A 20,006-nucleotide genomic window follows, 5' to 3' on the forward strand; every position below is an offset into this window, starting at 1 on the left:
TGTAAATGAACTTATTTTTTTTTGCCAATTATATGCATAAAATGCATTACACCTTTTTTTTCTATTTCCCTAATTCCTTTAGTACTAATTTTTAACTTTATGAATCTTTTTTCAGATGGAATCCAAAACTTATGCACTTTTAAATTTAAAAAAAATTTTCTTTTAGTAGCATTCATGGCATGCGATCTATTATGTCCGGTCATTGATTTTCTTTTAGTAATTTGACAAAATTTAGACATTTTTATTACTCCTAAACAAAATTATTATTAATAATAATTTAATTATTATAAAAAATTAATATTTATATTATTTAACTATAATAGTTTCCGTATAAATATGAATAGACCAATATTCATATTTTAATTTATTTAATATTAATTAATTTTAAATTAATTTACTTTAATAAAACTTTTACATCCGATGTTTAAAATAACTTAACTAATTAAATTTTTTTTATTTAATCAATTCTTTTAAAAAAACCGATATAATAAAAATATTATTTCAATTCAAATTTAAAACAATAAAACACTATATACTACTTATGAAAAAATTATTTTTTTTTTTAATTTTTATAATTATTTTTTTTCTATTAATGTCTACTAACTTTGGAATTAATTGTTTTTTTAAAACTATTCTTTATTATTTTCCTCAATTACATGTACAAAAAATAAACGGAAATATACATAATTTAATATTGCAAAACATAGTATATAAATCTGAACAAATAGAATTTTCAATAAAAAAAATAAATATAAATTTATCAAAAAAATTTTTTTATCATAATTATATATATATAGATCTAATCAATATAAAAGATATATTTATATACTCACAACAACACATTAGCAATATAAACAAAAAAAATATCATTTTAAGTTTAATATATAAACTCTTATTTAAAAAGTTTGATTTTTTTTGTCCAAATATAAAACTATATCAAATTCACTATAAAGATAAAAATCAACATATTTTTATTGACAAATGTTTCTCTGGAATAAAAAGTACAAAAAAAAGTATTACTTTTTATACGATAAAAACTAATAAAATTCAACTAAAGATAAAATCCAAAAATTTATTTAATAAAAATTCTAAATCTTTGAAATTTTTTTCAAGTAATAATATTGATTATGCTAAAAAAATATTTGAATTAAAACTTTTTTTTATAAAAAATTTTATTTTTTCTCAATATGAAAATATATCTATTAATAATTTTAAAGAAAACTTCTTTTCTATTATAGAAAATAAGAAATCTTTTATTTTTAGTGTAAATTTAGATCTTAAAAGAAAAAAAAACATCTATATTTTAAATAAAATAAACTTAAAGTTTTGTAATTTTTTACTAAATGGAAATGGATTTTTATTCTTAAATAAAAAAAAATTTATAGATATTTTTTTAAAAATTAACTTATATGCAAAAAAAATTATAAAAGAAAATACTATGACTATTATGACTGGTAATATCTCGAAAAAATTATTTTTTTGTCTAAAAACAAAAGAGCACAAAAACATTGTATTTTATATAAACTTAAAAAAAAAACAAGATTTTCCTTACTGTACATGTAAAATTATTTATCTTTCAAAGAAAAAAATGAACATTAATAATAGAAAAAAAGAAATATTCAACTATTTTACTTATTTTAATTTAGAAAATGATTCATCTATTTTTAATTTATATATTAAAAATAAAAAAAATACAAATGAAAACCCGCATGATTCCATTCATAATTTAAAATTATATATTCTTTCTATAATTAAAGATATATCACCCATACTTTTAACATTTGATAAATACTTTAAAAAAACACAAATTCCTAATAAATTTAAAAAATTTTTTAATTACTCTGTATATAAAAAATTATTTTTTAAACAAAAACATCTATTATTTTTTTTAAATACTCATTTTTTTTTAAATAAAATTAATAATTTTTTACTTAAATTTAACTATTTATTAAAAAAAAATAATTTAACTTCACTAGGATCTATTTTTATTTTTCATAAAAAAAATAATATATACATTCCTGGAATAAATTATTTTTTTAAAAAAAATAATTTGTTTATTAAAGCAAATATAAATGAAAAATGTTTTATTAAAGTAAAAATTAATATTAAACATATAAATTATTTTTTTCCAAATATACTCGGATCTTTTTCTGGTTTTCAACAAATATCGTTTAAAACAAAATACTCTTATATAAAATTGTTATCTAGTTTAAATTTTTGTAATATCATTAGTCAAATATTTAAAATTAAAAAAATACATTTTAGTTCTAATTTTTTTATACAAAAGAATATAAATTTTCATATATTAATAAATTTATACAATGTCTGTACGGATAAAAACTCTAAGTTTTCAATATTAACAGAAGTAAATAAAAACGTTAATTACTATCACATTTTTTTTCAAATCATACAAAAAAAAGTAATTAATGAAATTAATATTATTAATTATCACAAACATTTTAAATTACAATTTAATAATTTATATATAATTCTTTATCTAAAAAATAAGAAAAGCAATTAAATTTGCATAAATAATAGTATATATATATAAAACATATATATAAAAAGAAATCTATTTTCTTTAAGTCATCTAAATAAAAAAAATGATTCCTATATAACTAAACTATTTTTTTTTAACATTATTAAATCTAATAATAGAAGAAATAATTTCTTTCTCCGCTTCAGTACAATCACTCCACCCAACTATTTTAGTCCATTTTTCTCCTTCTAGATCTTTATAATGTAAGAAAAAATGTTCTATTTGCTTTATTAATAAATCAGGTAAATCCTTTATTTCTTGAACATGATTATATTCCGATGATACAGTATTATGTGGAACAGCTATAATTTTTCTATCAATTCCTGATTCATCTCGCATATTTAACATACCTATAGTTCTTGCTCTAATTATAGATTTAGAAATTAAAGGATAAGGAGTAGGAATTAAAACATCTAAAGGATCACCATCTAATGATAAAGATTTATTAATGTATCCATAATTACAAGGATAAAACATAGTAGTGGGAATTAATCTATCAACATACAAACAATTTGATTTTTTATCAATTTCATACTTTACTGGAAAAGAACGCAACGGAATTTCAATAATGACGTATATATCTTGTGGAACATTTTTTCCTGCAGTAACATTTTTAATACTCATAAACTTCCTTCAACTAATTGTGTGTAATAAATAATAATTTATTTGTTTTTTTTAAAATCATCTAACATTTAAAATAAAATTGTATGATACAATACAATGTTATGTTTAAAAACTAAATTATTACAATAATTTAGTTTTATGATCATTTTGCTTATAAAACATATTATTCCTAAATCTAAAATTATAAAAAAAAGAATACAATATGTATCGTCTTGAAAGAATATTAAAAAAAGAAAAACGACTAAAATTAAAAATGAAAAAAATACTAGAATACACTAGTAAAAAACCATTATTAATTGAATCATATATTGACCATACTTTTGGTTATAATGTTTTAGTAAGAAATCAAAATATAGAAATAATAGAATTTAATCAGGATTCTATTTTTAATATTAACGTATATTCTAATCAAAAAAAGGGTTCTTCATCTTCTTCTGATTTATCTTATCTGTCTATGAAAAACACCTTTAAATCTGCATGTAATATTGCAAAAAACAGCTTTATAGATAGATATAATCAACTGCCTGAAAAAAAATTATTAGTAACTAATCCAAAAAATTTATTTCTTCTACATGTAGATAATATAACAATAAATCAAGCTATTAATTTAGTAATAAATACTGAAAAAATATCTCTAAACTATGACAAAAAAATAGTAAATAGCGAAGGAGCAAATTTTTTTTATTCAATTACTATTAAAATAATAGGTAATAGTTTAGGTTTATTATCATCATACTGTTCTTCTCTATATTCTTTATCCAATGGAATTATAGCTAAAAATAATGATGGAATGCAAAGAGATTATTCTTATTCTATAAATAGAAACTTTAAAAAACTTAAAGGACCAAATTGGATAGGAAAAAAATCAGCAAAATATGCTATACGTCGACTATCTCCTCAAAAAATTCAAACTACTTTTTTACCAATCATATTATCTTCAAACATTTCTAAGAGTTTATTTTTTCATTTAGCTGAATCTATTTCAGGTATTAATATATATAATAAATCTTCTTTTTTGCTGAATTCATTAAATAAAAAAATTCTTCCTGATTGGTGTTCAATATTAGAGGATCCTAATATATTAGGAGGTCTTGGATCAAAACCTTTTGACGCTGAAGGTGTTAAAACGAAACGAAAATTTATCGTAGAAAAAGGAATATTAAAAACATGGATTTTAAATAACTACTCTTCTAATAGACTTAATTTAAAAAATACAGGAAACTCTGGAGGAATACACAATTGGATTATAATCAATAACAATAGATCATATTCTTTTAAAAATTTGTTAAAAATCATGAATACTGGTTTACTAATAACAGAATTATTAGGAAATGGAATAGATTTAATTACTGGAAACTATTCTAGAGGAGCTGTTGGTTTTTACGTAAAAAATGGGAACATTCAATTTCCTGTGGATGGAATTACTATATCCGGAAATTTAAAAAAAATATTTAATAATATTAAATATATTTCTACTGACATAAATGTTAATTCTAAAATACACTGTGGTTCACTTTTAATAGAAAAAATTCATATTTCAGGAATATAAAACAATATATTATATGTAATAATACATATGCTACATTAAAAATATAGTATTTATATATTAATTACATTAATTATTTTTTCTAAAAAATAATATACATTAATTTTTCAGTCATAAGTTAATCTATAAGCCGGGTTCTGTATTAGACAATCATTTATCTAGACTAATAATCACTTATTAGTTCAAGCAGTTTACCCAAGTTTAGCACGGATCCATGCATTAAAAAAACTATTATTTAACTTTGCTCCAAGTAGAGTTTACATTGTCTATTATTGTTACCAACAATACGGTGTGCTCTTACCACACCTTTTCACCCTTACTTAATTTTTCGTATTAAAATATAAGTTTTAAAAATTAAGCGGTTTCTTTTCTGTTGCACTAGTCGTGAGTTTACACTCCCCAGGCGTTACCTGGTACTTTGATCCAAAGGAGCCCGGACTTTCCTCTCCTAAATTATTAATATTTTTATAATTAGCAGCGATTGTCTGATTAACTTATGTATTTAAATTATACATTTATTTTTTTTTTTGTCATCTTTTTTCTAAAAATATATTTATATAACTTATTTTTACTTATTTTATAAAGTTTAGAAATTATTTCTATAGATTTTTTGGACGATAATTCTTCGTTGATTAAAGAATAAGCGAATTTTATTTTTTCAGATATTTTTTCATATATTACATTTTTATATCCTTCTACAATAATCACCCACTCTCCTTTTTGCCTTAAAGATTCTTTTTTTAACCATATTAGAACATTTTTAGTAGAAGAACTGTAAATAGTCTCCCATATTTTTGTTAATTCTTTTGCAATACTTATTTTTCTATCTTCCCCAAAAATACTCATCATATTTTTTAAACTGTCTTCAATTCTATGAGAAGATTCGTAAAAAATAATAGTTCTTTCTTCTTTTTTTAACTCCTTTAATCTTTTTAATCTTTTAGTATTTTTTGAAGATAAAAATCCTTCGTAACAAAATTTTAAAGAAGACAAACCAGATGCGCTTAAAGCTGTTATAGCAGCGCAAGGACCAGGTAATGGAACAACTCGAATTTTTTCTTCATGACATTTTTGTATTAAATACAATCCTGGGTCACTAATTAAAGGAGTACCTCCATCAGAAACAATAGCTATATTTTTTTTTTTTTTATCAAAAATATAATTTTTTTTGTTTGATTTTTTTCATTATACTTATTCATGGAAATAAACTTTCCACTAATATTAATTTTTTTTAAAAAAAAATTAGTACGTTTTATATTTTCAGCTAAAATAAAATCTACACTATTTAAAACTTCTACTCCTCTTTTTGTAAAATCTCCTAAATTGCCGATAGGAGTAGGAACTATATAAATAACTCCTAAATCTTTTTGATTAATCTGAATTCCCATTATTGAGTCTCTCACACTATATTATTAATATTTTTTAAATAAATATTATTTATATAAAAAATTTTAGTTCTAAAAATTATAAATAATGTTTATTATTAAATAATAATTAATTTGTATTTAAACCAACAAATTTAAATATAAAATAACTTATGCAATATACGTGTTTAATTTTGTAAAATTTAAGTTGCTAATTTAATATTTTTCGATAATAATTGATTTGTTTTATTTGCACATATATAAATATAAAAATATTTTTCACAAAAAACTATTTCTATTTATAAAAATAAAATTAAATTTTTTTGTATTAGTAGTCACATATCTAATAAACTTTTTTTGCAAAAACAATTTCTTATCTATAAATTATTCATATACATATATATTATCATAAAACACATGAAAAGGATGATTTGCATATGAAAAGAGTAGTGATAACAGGTATGGGAATACTATCTAGTATCGGAAATAACGAAAAAAATATTCTTAATTGCTTATTTAATGGAATATCAGGAATTACTTTTTCAAAAGAAATGAAAAACCATAAGATACGAAGCCATGTTTGGGGAAATATTAAATTAAATGATTATAGCTTTATAGATAAAAAAAAAATAAAATTTATGAATATTGCCTCTATTTATAGTTATTTAGCTATGAAAAAAGCGATTTCAGATAGCTCTTTATCTAAAAAAATATATCAAAAAAATCCTGAAGTAGGAATAATTGTTGGATCTGGATTAGGATCTCCAACACATTTAAATGCTATTTTTAATAAAAAAAAAAATTTTAATTGACCCTTATACTATCAGTAGAATACAATCATCCAGTTTATCTTCTTGTTTATCTACTTTTTTTAAAATCCAAGGAACTAGCTATTCCATTAGTTCTGCTTGTACTACTTCTGCTCATTGTATCGGTCATGCTTTTGAATTAATTCAATCAGGAAAACAAAAAATAATTTTTGCTGGTGGAGGAGAAGAAATAACATTAGAATCTTCGTTATTATTCAATTCTTTAAGAATATTGTCTACTAAATTTAACAATTTTCCAAAAAAAGCTTCCAGGCCTTATGATGTAAATCGAGATGGATTTGTAATATCAGGAGGTTCCGGAATTATTATTGTAGAAGAATTAGAACATGCTATTTATAGAAAAGCTAAAATATATGCTGAAATTGTTGGATATGGAACAACGTCTGATGGATCCAACATGTTTCTTCCTTCAGGAAAAGGTTCTATTAAATCTATGATGTTAGCTATGAAAAACATTCAAAAATTAGACATTGATTACATAAATACACATGGAACTTCTACAAAAATAGGCGATCTAAAAGAACTAAAATCTATTCGTAAAATATTTCATTATAAAAACAATTCTCCTTTTATTTCTTCTACAAAATCTATCACTGGTCACTCTTTAGGCGTTTCTGGCGTTCACGAAATAATATATAGTATATTAATGCTAAAATACAACTTTATTGCCCCTAGTATTAATATTGAAGATTTAGATCCTTTAGCTAAAAACTTAAATATTACTAAAAATACTATTGAAAAAAAAATGAATATGATAATGTCTAATACATTAGGATTCGGCGGAACTAACGTATCTTTAATTATTAAAAAATATAAATAAATTTATGCACAATACCTATGATACTTAAATTAATATTTAACACATAATTAAAATTATAATTTTTATGATAAAACACTAAAATTATAAAATAAATTTTATAATCTGTTATTTAACAGATACACATATACTTTATGCTTATTAAATATTTCATTTTTTAATCACTATTTAAATACATAATTAAATTATTCTTATTAATTATTAAAAATAAAATTTACTAATTAATTTTTTTTATTAAAACTCATTTTGTATACAAAATATAATATATGAGTGTGTGTATATAATTACAAATCTTACGTCTAATTTAAATAAATAAAATATTTAATAAAAACAACTTTATTTATTATTTTAAATTTATATACTATACAAATAAAATTTATAAAATTTATATACTTTTAACTAAATTTATTTAAAAAAACACTTTTTTTATCAATTCTAATTAATTTTAAATATAAAAACTTAACAAATTTTTTTTAAAGAGAAATGGACAATGAATCAACTAAATTTATTAAAAAAAATGAGTACAATTGTTGCTGATACAAGTGATATAGAATCTATAAAAAAATATAAACCCCAAGATGCTACTACTAATCCATCTATTATACTTAAATCAGTAAATTCTAAAAAATATAACTATATTATCGAAAAATCTATAAAATATGCAAAAAAAAAATCTAGTATAAAACAAACTATTGCACAATTAGCTAGTGATAAAGTAGCTATTAATTTTGGAAAAGAAATTTTAAAATATATACCTGGTCGTATTTCTACCGAAATAGACGCTCGATATTCATTTAACTGTCATCTTTCAGTAAAAAAAGCAAAAGAAATAATAAATATGTATGAAGAAGAAGGTATTGAAAAATCAAAGATATTAATCAAATTAGCGGCAACATGGGAAGGTATAAAAGCAACAGAAGCTCTAGAAAAACAAGGAATTAATTGTAATTTAACCTTAATTTTTTCACTATCACAAGCTAGAGCAGCTGCTGATGTAGGAGCTTTTTTAATATCTCCTTTTGTAGGAAGAATTTATGATTGGTATATGCAAAAAAATAATATAAATCTATATAATGCAGAAAGAGATCCAGGAGTATTATCCGTTCGAAAAATCTATCAATTTTATAAAGAAAGATCTTATAAAACTATTGTTATGGCTGCTAGTTTTAGAAAAATAGAACAAATACTAGCATTGTCTGGTTGTGACTATTTAACTATATCTCCAGAACTTTTAAAATTATTAAAAAATAATCAGCAAGATACATTAGAACAAAAATTAGAACCTATCTTTAATAAAAAATCTAAAAAATACATGCTATCTCATTCAGAATTCTTATTTGAACATAATGAAAACCCTATGGCTGTAGAAAAATTATCAGAAGGAATTAGATATTTTTCAAATGATAGAATAGAATTAGAAAAAATTATTTATAAAAAATTAAAAAGCTTATAAAAACTACTTTTATAAAAAAAAACATTAAACAATTTGTAAATAACTTATATTTTTATTACGGATTAATTATGAAATTTAGAAAAAATTTAGCAAACGCAATTAGATTTTTAAGTATAGACGCTGTTGAAAAAGCAAAATCAGGTCACCCTGGAATGCCTATGGGAATGGCTGATATTGCTGAAGTATTATGGAGAAATTTTATAAAACACAATCCTGAAAATCCTCAATGGGATAATCGAGATCGATTTGTTTTATCCAATGGACATGGATCTATGTTGTTGTATAGCGTACTACATCTTTCTGGATATAAATTATCTATAGATGACTTAAAAAATTTCAGACAACTGCATTCTAAAACTCCAGGACATCCTGAAATAGGATATACTCCTGGAATAGATACTACTACTGGACCATTAGGACAAGGATTAGCTACAGCTATAGGTATGGCTATAGCTGAAAAAACTTTAAGTGCTTCCTTTAATAAATTAAACTACAATATAATCGACCATTATACATGGGTTTTTGTAGGAGATGGTTGTTTAATGGAAGGAATTTCTCATGAATCTTGTTCATTAGCAGGAACCCTAAAACTAAACAAATTAATTGTATTTTATGATAATAATGGAATTTCTATTGATGGAAATGTAAAGAAATGGTTTTCTGATGACACAAAAAAACGTTTTGAATCTTATAATTGGAACGTTATTTCAGAAATAGATGGACACGATTCTAACCAAATATTCAATGCTATACAAAAAGCTAAAAATATTAAAAATAAACCATCTTTAATTATCTGCAATACTATTATCGGTTATGGATCTCCAAATAAGTCAGGAACTGCTGAAGTTCATGGAGCCCCCTTAGGAACAGAAGAAATATTATTAACTAGAAAAAAATTAAACTGGAACCATCCTCCCTTTCATATTCCTAAAGATGTATATTTCCATTGGAATTTTAAAGAAAAAGGAAAACAATTAGAATCTAATTGGAACAAATTATTTCAGAAATATGAAAAAAATTATCCTAATCTAGCTCAAGAATACAAACGCAGAATGAGTCAAATTTTACCTAATAATTGGAACGACGAAATGAATAAAACTATTCATTTTTTAAATTCTAATAAACAAAATTTATCTACAAGACAATCTTCACAAAACATTCTAGAAAAATGCGGTAAACTATTACCTGAATTATTAGGAGGATCAGCTGATTTAGCTCCAAGTAATCTTACTAAATGGTCTAAATCTGTATCTATAACAGATAAACCAAATGGAAATTATATTCATTATGGAGTACGCGAATTTTCAATGACTGCTATATCTAATGGAATATCGCAACACAAAGGTTTTATACCTTATTCTGCTACTTTTTTAATATTTATGGAATATGCAAGAAATGCTGTCCGCATGGCTGCTTTGATGAATGTAAGACATTTATTAATATATACTCATGATTCAATTGGATTAGGAGAAGACGGTCCGACTCATCAACCAATAGAACAAATTTCTAACTTACGATCAATACCTAATATGCATGTATGGAGACCGAGTGATCAAGTAGAAACTGCTATTGCTTGGAAATTAGCCATTGAAAGAAAAAATGGACCTTCAGCTTTAATATTATCACGTCAGAATTTAATTCAACCTTCTCGTACAAGGGAACAAATAGATAATATTTCACGAGGAGGATATATTATTTATGATTGTACCCAAACACCAGAAATTATACTTATTTCTACTGGATCTGAACTAAATATTACTTTACAAGCGTCAAAAAAATTAACTAATTTAGGATATTTTATTCGAGTAGTATCTATGCCTTGCACTAATATATTCGATAAACAAGACAAAAAATATAAAAACTATGTTTTTCCTAAACAAATAACTTCAAGAATAGCTATTGAAGCTGGAATTTCTGATTTTTGGTATAAATATGTTGGATTAAAAGGATTTGTTATTGGAATGAATTCGTTTGGAGAATCAGCACCATGTGAAAAATTATATCAACATTTTGGTATTACAGTAGAAACAATAGTTAAAAAAGCTAAAGATTTACTATTAAAAGTTGATAAATCTACTTAATAATAGTAATTAAGGGAGTAATTATTACTTGTGCTCCCTATTTTAATTTTATATAAAAATTTATAACTTCTTAATTCTAATCAATATTTAATAAATTAAACATATAAATATTTTTTTGAACCGTTAACTTTAACTAACTTTTTACATAAAAAAATAATAGCTAAAATTTTTAACAATTTAAAATTCATCGATAAACATTAAAAATATAAATTTGTATGCGTTTACTTTCTCAACTATTAATTATTTAATGCATATATTAACTATATTCACATGTTAAATTAAGAAGAAATCATATATGACATGTCCAATAGTACAATTAGCAAGTGAACTTATCTCTATCCCTTCTATTAGTCCAAATGACAACGGATGTCAAAATATTCTTATACATAAATTAAAAAAAATTGGTTTTACTATAGAACAAATGAATGAGAATTCTACAAATAATTTCTGGGCTTATCGTGGAATAGGAAAAACTTTAACTTTTCTAGGTCATACCGACGTAGTCCCTCCTGGAAAAACTCTTCAATGGAATACTAATCCTTTTAATCCTACAATAAAAAACAATAGACTGTACGGAAGAGGATCAGCAGATATGAAAGGATCTATAGCTGCTATGATAATAGCAGTGGAAAGATTTGTTTTAAAACATTCAAATTATAATGGTAGAATCTCTTTTATAATAACTTCTGATGAAGAATCTAAAGCAACCCATGGAACTATAAAAGTAGTAAAAAAACTTATTTCAAGAAATGAAAAAATAGATTATTGTGTTATTGGAGAACCGACTAGTGATACTGTTTTAGGAGATACATTAAAAAATGGAAGAAGAGGATCTTTAACTGGAAAAATTAAAATCTTCGGAACACAAGGACATGTTGCTTATCCCAATTTAGCTGACAATCCTATTCACAAATCATTACTATTTTTACATGAATTAACATGTATAAAATGGGACTCTGGAAATAAATATTTTGACAAAACCAATTTAGAAATTGTAACTATTACATCTGGAAATAAAATAAATAATATGATTCCAGGAGAAATAACAATTATCTTTAATATAAGATTTAATACCGAAACAACAGTTAAATCGATAAAAGTAAAAATTTTTAATTTATTAAATAAATTTAATTTAAAAAATAACATCATATGGACTTTGTCAGGATTACCTTTTTTAACAAAAAATAGTTCATTAGTAAATATAGTTCTAAATTCTATTAAAAAATATTCTTGCAAAAATCCAAAAGTATCTACTTCAGGAGGAACTTCGGATGGACGATTTATTGCATTAATGAAACCAGAAATAGTAGAACTTGGATTAGTCAATAAAACTATTCATAAAGTTAACGAATATACTAAAATATCAGACTTAAAATTACTGACTCTAATATATGAAAATATTTTAAAAAAAATACTTTTATAAAGTAAAACTTAATTGCATTTTTGTAAAATTTTTTTTTTATAAAATTAAAATACAAAATTTTAATTCAAAATTATTTGTTAACAACAAAAATAAAATTATATATATATACATAATGTTGCTAAAAATCTATTTTAAAATAAATTTCTATATTTTTAACCTTTTCCCTAAGTCAGTTCGAGTCAAAATTAAAGGAATTAACTCATTAGATTTTATATATATTTTTTTATAAAAATATGTTTATAGATAAAAATATAATGATCTATTTTAATATATTACACTATTAGTAAGTTAGCCTTTTTTAATGCTTTTTTTACTATAATTTTTGTACTTAATTTAATTGAAGTCATGGGTAAACGTAATATACTTGTTTTTATAAGATTTAATTGTTTAGCCGCCCATTTTATAGGTATAGGATTTGGCTCATAAAATAAAGATTCATGTAGGGACATTAGTTCATTATTAATTATTCTAGCTTCTGCAAATTTACCTGATAAAGCTAATCTGCACATTTTAGACATTTTTTTAGCGGCAACATTCGCAGTTACAGAAATCACTCCTGATCCTCCTAACTGTATACAATCTAACGCTGTAGAATCATCTCCACTAACTATAAAAAAATCATTATTTTTAGTTAAATTTTTTATTTTCTGAACTCTAGATAAATCTCCTGATGCTTCTTTTACTCCTATAATATTCTTCATTTTAGATAATTTTCCAATAGTATCAGGTAATAAATCACAACCGGTTCTCAATGGAACATTGTAAAGAATTTGTAACAGATCAGTGCTCTCAGATATATACTTAAAATGCTGATATAATCCTTCTTGAGTAGGTCTGTTATAATAAGGAGTTACTGTTAAACAAGCCGATAATCCTGAATTTTCGAATTTTTTTGTAAGAGATATAGCTTCTGTAGTAGAATTAGATCCTGTTCCTGCAATTATTGGTATCTTTCCTTTAGAAAGTTCTAAAGTTAAAAAAATTAAATGTATATGCTCTTTTTGACTTAAAGTAGATGATTCTCCTGTTGTTCCTACTGAAATTATAGCTGAAGTATTATTGCAAATATGATAATTTACTAATTTTTTTAAACTATCCCGACAAATAGATCCTTTGTCATCCATTGGCGTAATTAAAGCTACCATACTTCCTTTGAACATAATATTAAACCCCTCTTAAATATACTTTGATTTTAAATCTTAAAAATAAAATTTTGTATGTTTTAAATTTACCATTCAAAAATATTTTTTAATTATAAATATTGTTAGTTATACACCACATCTAACATATTATTATTATAATTAATATCTTTTGTTTAAAATGATTAAATTTAATTAATTTTTTAATAATTTTCTATAAATTGCTTATTTTAAAAAAAATTGAACCTATAAATTTAAAAATAATAATAAAAATTATAAAAATAATTACATAAAAAATAAAATATGCACTCTTTATATTCTATACATATAGATATCTTTAAAAGAACTAATAAACCATGACATGGATATATCATATCAAGAAATAAATTACGTGACCTTAACATTTATTTACATATGTATTATTTTTTTATATTTTATTTTTTACTTAGCTGCAATACAACGTTATTTGCATAACAAATTTATTCAGAATAGACATAAATATTGTTTAATTATTACTGTTTACTTTGGTATTGTGTTTCTGAGCTTTATATCTTAAAATATGATCCATAATAACTATTGCTATCATCGACTCTATAATAGGAACCGCTCTAATGCCAATACAGGGATCATGTCTTCCTGATATACTAATACTCGTTTCTTCTTTTTTATAATTAATTGTTCTTCCTAATATTTTAATACTAGAAGTAGGTTTTATAGCAGCTTTTACTACAATATCCTCTCCATTACTAATACCCCCTAATATACCTCCGCTCCTATTACTTAAAAAACCATCTTGTGACATTTCATCTCTATGCTCATTTCCTTTCTGTTCTATTACTTTAAATCCATCTCCAATTTCTACTCCTTTTACAGCATTTATACCCATAACTGCATGAGATAAATCAGCATCTAATTTGTCAAAAACAGGCTCTCCTAATCCAATAGGAACATTTTTTGCTACAACTTTTACTTTTGCACCAATTGAATTTCCTTCTTTTTTTATACTTCTTATAAATAAATCAATATTTTCTAAATCTTCTTCATTTGGACAAAAAAAAGAATTTTTTTCTACATGATCCCAAGAAACAAAATTACACCTAATTGGACCTAATTGACTTAAATAACCCTGTATGGTTATACCATAGTTTATAAAAAGATATTTTTTAGCAATAGCTCCAGCTGCTACTCTCATAACAGTTTCTCTTGCGGAAGATCGACCTCCTCCTCTAAAATCTCTATTTCCATATTTCATAGAATATGTAAAATCCGCATGTCCTGGTCTATAAATATCTTTAAATTTTAAATAATCTTCAGAACGTTGATCAGTATTTTTAACTATTAAACCTATGCTAGTTCCTGTAGTCATCCCATTAAATACTCCAGAAAGAATTTCAACTAAATCCATTTCTCTACGTTGAGTAGTATACTTTGATTGACCAGGGCGTCTTCTATCTATCTCTTTTTGCAAATCTAAATTATTTAACGCTAATCCAGAAGGAACACCATCTATAATACAACCTAATGCTGTACCATGAGATTCTCCGAATGTAGTTACACAAAAAATTTTTCCAATACTATTTCCAGACATAAAAATCCTCATTCTATGTTTAATTATTGTTAATACTGTTAATTTATCATCATAATAATAATATATTTTATTTATATGTATAAATATGTATGTATATCCATGTGTATAAGATTTATATTAAAGTTCTACAAATATTTTTATTTTCATGATAAAATTGTATTTTTAATTGTTTTAAAATACAAATATATAGATATCGCTGAATACTATGTACAATAACAAAAAAATTTTTAGAAAGTATTTACATGGAACAAAAAAAATAGTTCAAGATACTGTTTTTAAACCTAAAAAAATTTTAAAAAAAAGAACTTTTTTTTCTAAAAAAAAATTTCAAGAAGAAGAAATACACAGTTATCTCTTTTCTTATACTACTCCATTAAAACTATACAATGAAAATACAGTAAGTTATGTTCGAGATAAAAAAAATATAAAAAAACTAAAAAAATTAAGTCAAGGATACTATATACCTGAAATTTTTATAGACGTTCATGGACTAAATCAGCATCAAGCTAAAAAAGAACTAGGAAAATTATTTTTTATATGCCATAAAGAAAATTTATCTTGTGCAGGAATAATTCATGGTCATGGAAAAAATATTTTAAAAAAACAAATCCCCTTATGGCTAGTTCAACATCCAGATACCATTGCCTTTCACAGAGCACCATGTACATTAAATAAAGACCAAACTACTCTTTTCCTTTTAATAGACACTTCTATTTAAAGTTATTTATAAAATTTACATTTGTTACGTTTCAATATTAATTAAACTTTAAACTTTCTACAATCAGTTAATAGTACTAACTATTAATTTCTATTATATAACAAAAAAATTTATCATTAAATATTATTTAATTTCTGAATTTAAAATATTTCTATATCGAAAAAAATATGTCTGTATTTATTTAAACATTTTCAAATCTCTTCTATTGTTTAACATATAAATATATTTTTTTATTTTTAAAAAAATTCTGTTGTATTCGCAATTTTTATGTATAAATATATATTTGATTATTTGCAAGAAGGTTAATAATAAAGTATATAAATACATAAAAATATTTTTCTTTTATATTTACATACTACACTTAAAATTTCAAACAAATCATAATAATATTATATATAAACAACACTTTATATATATATATTTCTTTTTTTTTTACAATATCATATATACTATTATTATTACTACAAAACATAAATTCATTTCTTTATATGTAATAACAATACATTTATTTATAATTTTAAAAATTAAAATTATTTATTTTAATGATAAATTATTTTATAATTTTTTTAATACAAGGAATAAATATGCTAGAAAAAAATAGACTACGAATTGCTTTGCAAAAATCAGGGAGATTAAGCAGTGAATCTTATAATTTACTTGTAAAATGTGGTATTAAAATAAATTTACAAAATAACCAATTGTTCGCTTTTGCTGAAAATATGCCAATAGACATACTGTGTGTTCGAGATGATGATATACCTGGATTAATAGTTGATAAAGTAGTAGATTTAGGTATTGTTGGAGAAAACGTATTAGAAGAAAAACTATTTATAAAAAATAATACAAAGAAAAAAAAATTCTATAATTTACTAATACGACTTGACTTTGGAATATGTAGATTATCATTAGCTATACCTAAAAATTCCACTTATTACGGACTAGACAGTTTAAAAAATAAAAGGATCGCTACTTCTTATCCTAACTTAGTTACACAATTCTTTTATAAAAAATCTATTCCATTTAAATTATGTATTTTGAATGGATCAGTAGAAGTTGCTCCTCGTTCTGGTTTAGCAGATGCTATTTGTGACCTCGTATCTACAGGAACTACTTTAGAAGCTAACGATTTAAAAGAAGTTCAAACTATATTTAACTCTCAAGCTTGCGTTATTTGTAGATTAGGACATATCGAACATAGTAAACAAATTGTTATTAATAAACTGATGAATAGAATAAATGGGGTTATAAAAGCTAGAGAATCTAAATATATTATGTTACATGCACCTATTTCAAAATTAAACGAAATTATTTTACTATTACATGGTGCTGAAAATCCTACTATTTTAAAATTAGCTGGAGAAAAAAATCGAGTAGCAATGCATATGGTTAGTAGTGAAACAGTATTTTGGGAAACTATGGAAAAGTTAAAATCATTAGGAGCTAGTTCTATTTTAGTTTTACCTATAGAAAAAATGTTGGAGTAAAGTACTATGCAACCACTAAATAACATTTATACGTGGAGTGATATCAGTAATAAAAAAAAACATTTATTATTACTTAGACCAATGTTACATACAAATCAAGAAGTTCAAAAAACAGTTAAAAATATATTAAATAACATAAAATATTTTGGTGATACCTCCCTATATAAATATACATTTCTTCTAGATAAACAAAAAATAAAAAAAGTACAAATAGATACAAAAAAAATTCAAACGTCAATAAATGCTATAAAACCAGATTTAAAAAAATCTATTTTATTGGCTAAATCTAATATAGAAAAATTTCATATTGAACAAAAATGTCAAGATATAGATATTGAAACTCAAAAAGGAATACGATGCCAAAAAATTACCACTCCAATAGACTCTATTGGTTTATATATTCCAGGGGGGGACACTCCATTAATTTCTACTGTATTAATGTTATCTATTCCTGCTTATATTGCAAAATGCAAAAACGTTTACCTATGTTCACCACCTCCTATTTCTAAAGAAGTACTTTATTCTGCCTACGTATGTGGAATAAAAAACATATTTCAAATGGGTGGAGCTCAAGCTATTGGTGCTTTTGCATTCGGAACCAAACAAGTTCCTAAAGTTAATAAGATATTCGGACCTGGTAACTCATATGTAACAGAAGCTAAACGTCAAGTTAGAAATTCAATTCCAAATCTTGAAATTGATATGCTGGCTGGACCATCTGAATTAATGATTATTGCTGATGAATTTGCAAATTCAGATTTTGTTGCTTTGGATCTTTTATCTCAAGCTGAACATGGACCTGATTCACAAGTAATTTTACTATCATATAGTCTTGTATTTGTTAAAAATGTTATACGTAAAATAAATCAAGAAATAAAAAAATCTTTAAGAAAAAAAATATTAAACCGATCTATACAAAACAGTAGATTTATTATTGTAAAAAATATCGACGAAGCTATAAATATTTCTAATCTTTATGCTCCAGAACATTTAATACTCAACATTCTTAATCCTAGATCATTTTTAGCAAAAATAAAAAACGCAGGTTCAGTATTTTTAGGTCCATGGTCTCCTGAATCAGTTGGAGATTACTCTTCTGGTACTAATCATGTTTTACCTACATACGGATCAGCAATAGTAAACTCTGGATTAGGGTTATCTGATTTTCAAAAATGCATTACTGTTCAAGAATTAACACCATCAGGATTTTTAAAAATATATAATAGTGTTACTGTATTGTCTTCATACGAAAAATTAGAAGCTCATAAAAATGCTATGAAATGTAGATTTCAATCTTTAACATCAGGAAAAAATAATGTCTGATATTTATAAAATAATTCCAAAATACATTAAAAATCTAACCGGATATCAATCAGCAAGAAAAATTGGAGGAAATGGAGAAATATGGTTAAATGCAAATGAATCACCTTATTCAAATACACTATCTGTATCGTTTAAAAAATTAAATCGGTATCCACATTTTCAACCAAAGAAATTACTCTCAGCATATTCCCTTTACTCTAAAATACCAAAAGAAAATATATTAATTACTCGAGGTGCAGATGAAGGTATTGATTTATTAGTTCGAATATTTTGTGAAAGAAATAAAGATTCGATAATAACTCTTCCTCCTACATATGGAATGTACGATATTATTGCAAAAATAACAGGAATACAAAATAAACAACTCTTTATGTTATGGGAAAAAAATATTTCTATAAACAAAATTATTTCTAACTTAAAAAATGTAAAAATTATATTTATATGTAGACCAAATAATCCAACTGGACATGTGATAGATAAAAAAATAATTTACTCTTTATTAGAATTATCTAAAAATAAATTTTTTGTTGTAATCGATGAAGCATATATTGATTTCTGTATAATAAATAATCTTTCTGGATGGATAAACAAATTTAAAAATTTAATTATATTAAGAACCTTATCTAAAGCATTTGGATTAGCTGGTATTCGATGCGGATTTATATTAGCTTCGTCTAAACTTATAAATATAATTTCAAAAATCATAGCTCCATATCCAATTCCATATCCAACATATAAAATAGCTTATTCTTTTTTTTCTCCTAAAAATATAGATTTACTTAAAAACCATATTAATACTATTAACTTTAACCGTTTTTGGTTATTTAATGAATTAAAAAAAATAAAACTAATTCAAAAAGTCTTTATGAGTTATGGAAACTTTATTTTAATAAAAACATTATACGTGAAAAAAATTTTTCTTGTTTTACAAAGAAATGGTATTATTGTTCGTAATCAGCATAATATACCTATGCTAAGAGGATGTTTAAGAATATCTATAGGAACACACTCAGAATGTAAAAAAATAATTGAAACTTTAAATAGCTTTAATTATTAAACCCTATTTAAGAGAAAAAA

The 20,006-nt window shown here is 23.3% G+C and carries 15 protein-coding genes, 1 other RNA gene and 1 pseudogene; 10 read left to right on the forward strand and 7 right to left on the reverse strand.

What is annotated here, in order from left to right; genetic code table 11:
* Nucleotides 1-11: 11 nt before the first annotated feature.
* Nucleotides 12-239: a 50S ribosomal protein L28 gene (rpmB, locus tag AB4W63_RS00355; RefSeq protein WP_367681049.1), complete on the reverse strand. Its 228-nt coding sequence runs from the start codon at nt 237-239 to the stop codon at nt 12-14.
* 353 nt (nt 240-592) lie between these two features.
* On the opposite strand from rpmB, the gene AB4W63_RS00360 reads away from it, so the two are divergent.
* On the forward strand, nt 593-2,521 hold the full coding sequence (locus AB4W63_RS00360) for a hypothetical protein (RefSeq protein ID WP_367681050.1): 1,929 nt from the start codon (nt 593-595) through the stop codon (nt 2,519-2,521).
* A gap of 102 nt (nt 2,522-2,623) precedes the next feature.
* Here AB4W63_RS00360 and ppa read toward each other — a convergent pair whose 3' ends face one another.
* Nucleotides 2,624-3,163, reverse strand: a complete 540-nt coding sequence (ppa, locus tag AB4W63_RS00365; RefSeq protein WP_367681051.1) for an inorganic diphosphatase — start codon at nt 3,161-3,163, stop codon at nt 2,624-2,626.
* 202 nt (nt 3,164-3,365) lie between these two features.
* On the opposite strand from ppa, the gene pmbA reads away from it, so the two are divergent.
* The gene (pmbA, locus tag AB4W63_RS00370) at nt 3,366-4,712 is read left to right on the forward strand and encodes a metalloprotease PmbA (protein WP_367681052.1); all 1,347 of its coding nucleotides are present in this window, start codon (nt 3,366-3,368) and stop codon (nt 4,710-4,712) included.
* A 107-nt stretch (nt 4,713-4,819) separates the two neighbouring features.
* Here pmbA and rnpB read toward each other — a convergent pair.
* The 3 genes from rnpB to AB4W63_RS00385 form a co-directional block, all read right to left on the reverse strand.
* Nucleotides 4,820-5,206, reverse strand: an RNA gene (rnpB, locus tag AB4W63_RS00375) — RNase P RNA component class A.
* A 10-nt stretch (nt 5,207-5,216) separates the two neighbouring features.
* Nucleotides 5,217-5,795 carry an SAM-dependent methyltransferase gene (locus AB4W63_RS00380; protein ID WP_367681053.1) on the reverse strand — a complete coding sequence of 193 codons (579 nt, stop codon included), beginning with the start codon at nt 5,793-5,795 and terminating at the stop codon, nt 5,217-5,219.
* Between the two features lie 44 nt (nt 5,796-5,839).
* Entirely contained in the window at nt 5,840-6,097 is a 258-nt protein-coding gene (locus tag AB4W63_RS00385) for a hypothetical protein (RefSeq protein WP_367681054.1), read from the reverse strand.
* A 413-nt stretch (nt 6,098-6,510) separates the two neighbouring features.
* On the opposite strand from AB4W63_RS00385, the pseudogene AB4W63_RS00390 reads away from it, so the two are divergent.
* The 4 genes and pseudogenes from AB4W63_RS00390 (at nt 6,511) to dapE (ending at nt 12,677) form a co-directional block, all read left to right on the forward strand.
* A pseudogene (locus AB4W63_RS00390) lies at nt 6,511-7,723 on the forward strand (beta-ketoacyl synthase N-terminal-like domain-containing protein).
* A 487-nt stretch (nt 7,724-8,210) separates the two neighbouring features.
* A complete protein-coding gene (gene tal, locus AB4W63_RS00395; protein WP_367681055.1) occupies nt 8,211-9,173 on the forward strand; it encodes a transaldolase in 963 nt (320 codons plus the stop codon).
* A 68-nt stretch (nt 9,174-9,241) separates the two neighbouring features.
* Nucleotides 9,242-11,254 carry a transketolase gene (gene tkt, locus AB4W63_RS00400; RefSeq protein ID WP_367681056.1) on the forward strand — a complete coding sequence of 671 codons (2,013 nt, stop codon included), beginning with the start codon at nt 9,242-9,244 and terminating at the stop codon, nt 11,252-11,254.
* Between the two features lie 295 nt (nt 11,255-11,549).
* Nucleotides 11,550-12,677: a succinyl-diaminopimelate desuccinylase gene (gene dapE, locus AB4W63_RS00405; protein ID WP_367681057.1), complete on the forward strand. Its 1,128-nt coding sequence runs from the start codon at nt 11,550-11,552 to the stop codon at nt 12,675-12,677.
* Between the two features lie 272 nt (nt 12,678-12,949).
* Here the strand turns inward: dapE and dapA are convergent, their stop codons facing one another.
* A complete protein-coding gene (gene dapA, locus AB4W63_RS00410; protein WP_367681058.1) occupies nt 12,950-13,837 on the reverse strand; it encodes a 4-hydroxy-tetrahydrodipicolinate synthase in 888 nt (295 codons plus the stop codon).
* A gap of 484 nt (nt 13,838-14,321) precedes the next feature.
* A complete protein-coding gene (aroC, locus tag AB4W63_RS00415) occupies nt 14,322-15,404 on the reverse strand; it encodes a chorismate synthase (protein ID WP_367681059.1) in 1,083 nt (360 codons plus the stop codon).
* Nucleotides 15,405-15,609: 205 nt separating this feature from the next.
* On the opposite strand from aroC, the gene smrB reads away from it, so the two are divergent.
* From smrB to hisC, 4 genes are all read left to right on the forward strand, one after another.
* Complete coding sequence (smrB, locus tag AB4W63_RS00420) at nt 15,610-16,122, forward strand: endonuclease SmrB (RefSeq protein ID WP_367681060.1); 513 nt, start codon at nt 15,610-15,612, stop codon at nt 16,120-16,122.
* A gap of 584 nt (nt 16,123-16,706) precedes the next feature.
* Nucleotides 16,707-17,606 (forward strand): ATP phosphoribosyltransferase, encoded by a 900-nt coding sequence (gene hisG / locus AB4W63_RS00425; RefSeq protein ID WP_367681061.1) that lies wholly within the window; start codon nt 16,707-16,709, stop codon nt 17,604-17,606.
* Between the two features lie 6 nt (nt 17,607-17,612).
* On the forward strand, nt 17,613-18,929 hold the full coding sequence (gene hisD, locus AB4W63_RS00430; RefSeq protein ID WP_367681062.1) for a histidinol dehydrogenase: 1,317 nt from the start codon (nt 17,613-17,615) through the stop codon (nt 18,927-18,929).
* Entirely contained in the window at nt 18,922-19,986 is a 1,065-nt protein-coding gene (gene hisC, locus AB4W63_RS00435) for a histidinol-phosphate transaminase (protein ID WP_367681063.1), read from the forward strand. The genes hisD and hisC overlap by 8 nt, the downstream gene beginning before the upstream one ends.
* Nucleotides 19,987-20,006 lie beyond the last annotated feature (20 nt).

This window comes from Buchnera aphidicola (Anoecia corni) (assembly GCF_964056675.1).
GTDB classification, from domain to species: domain Bacteria; phylum Pseudomonadota; class Gammaproteobacteria; order Enterobacterales; family Enterobacteriaceae; genus Buchnera_E; species Buchnera_E aphidicola_B.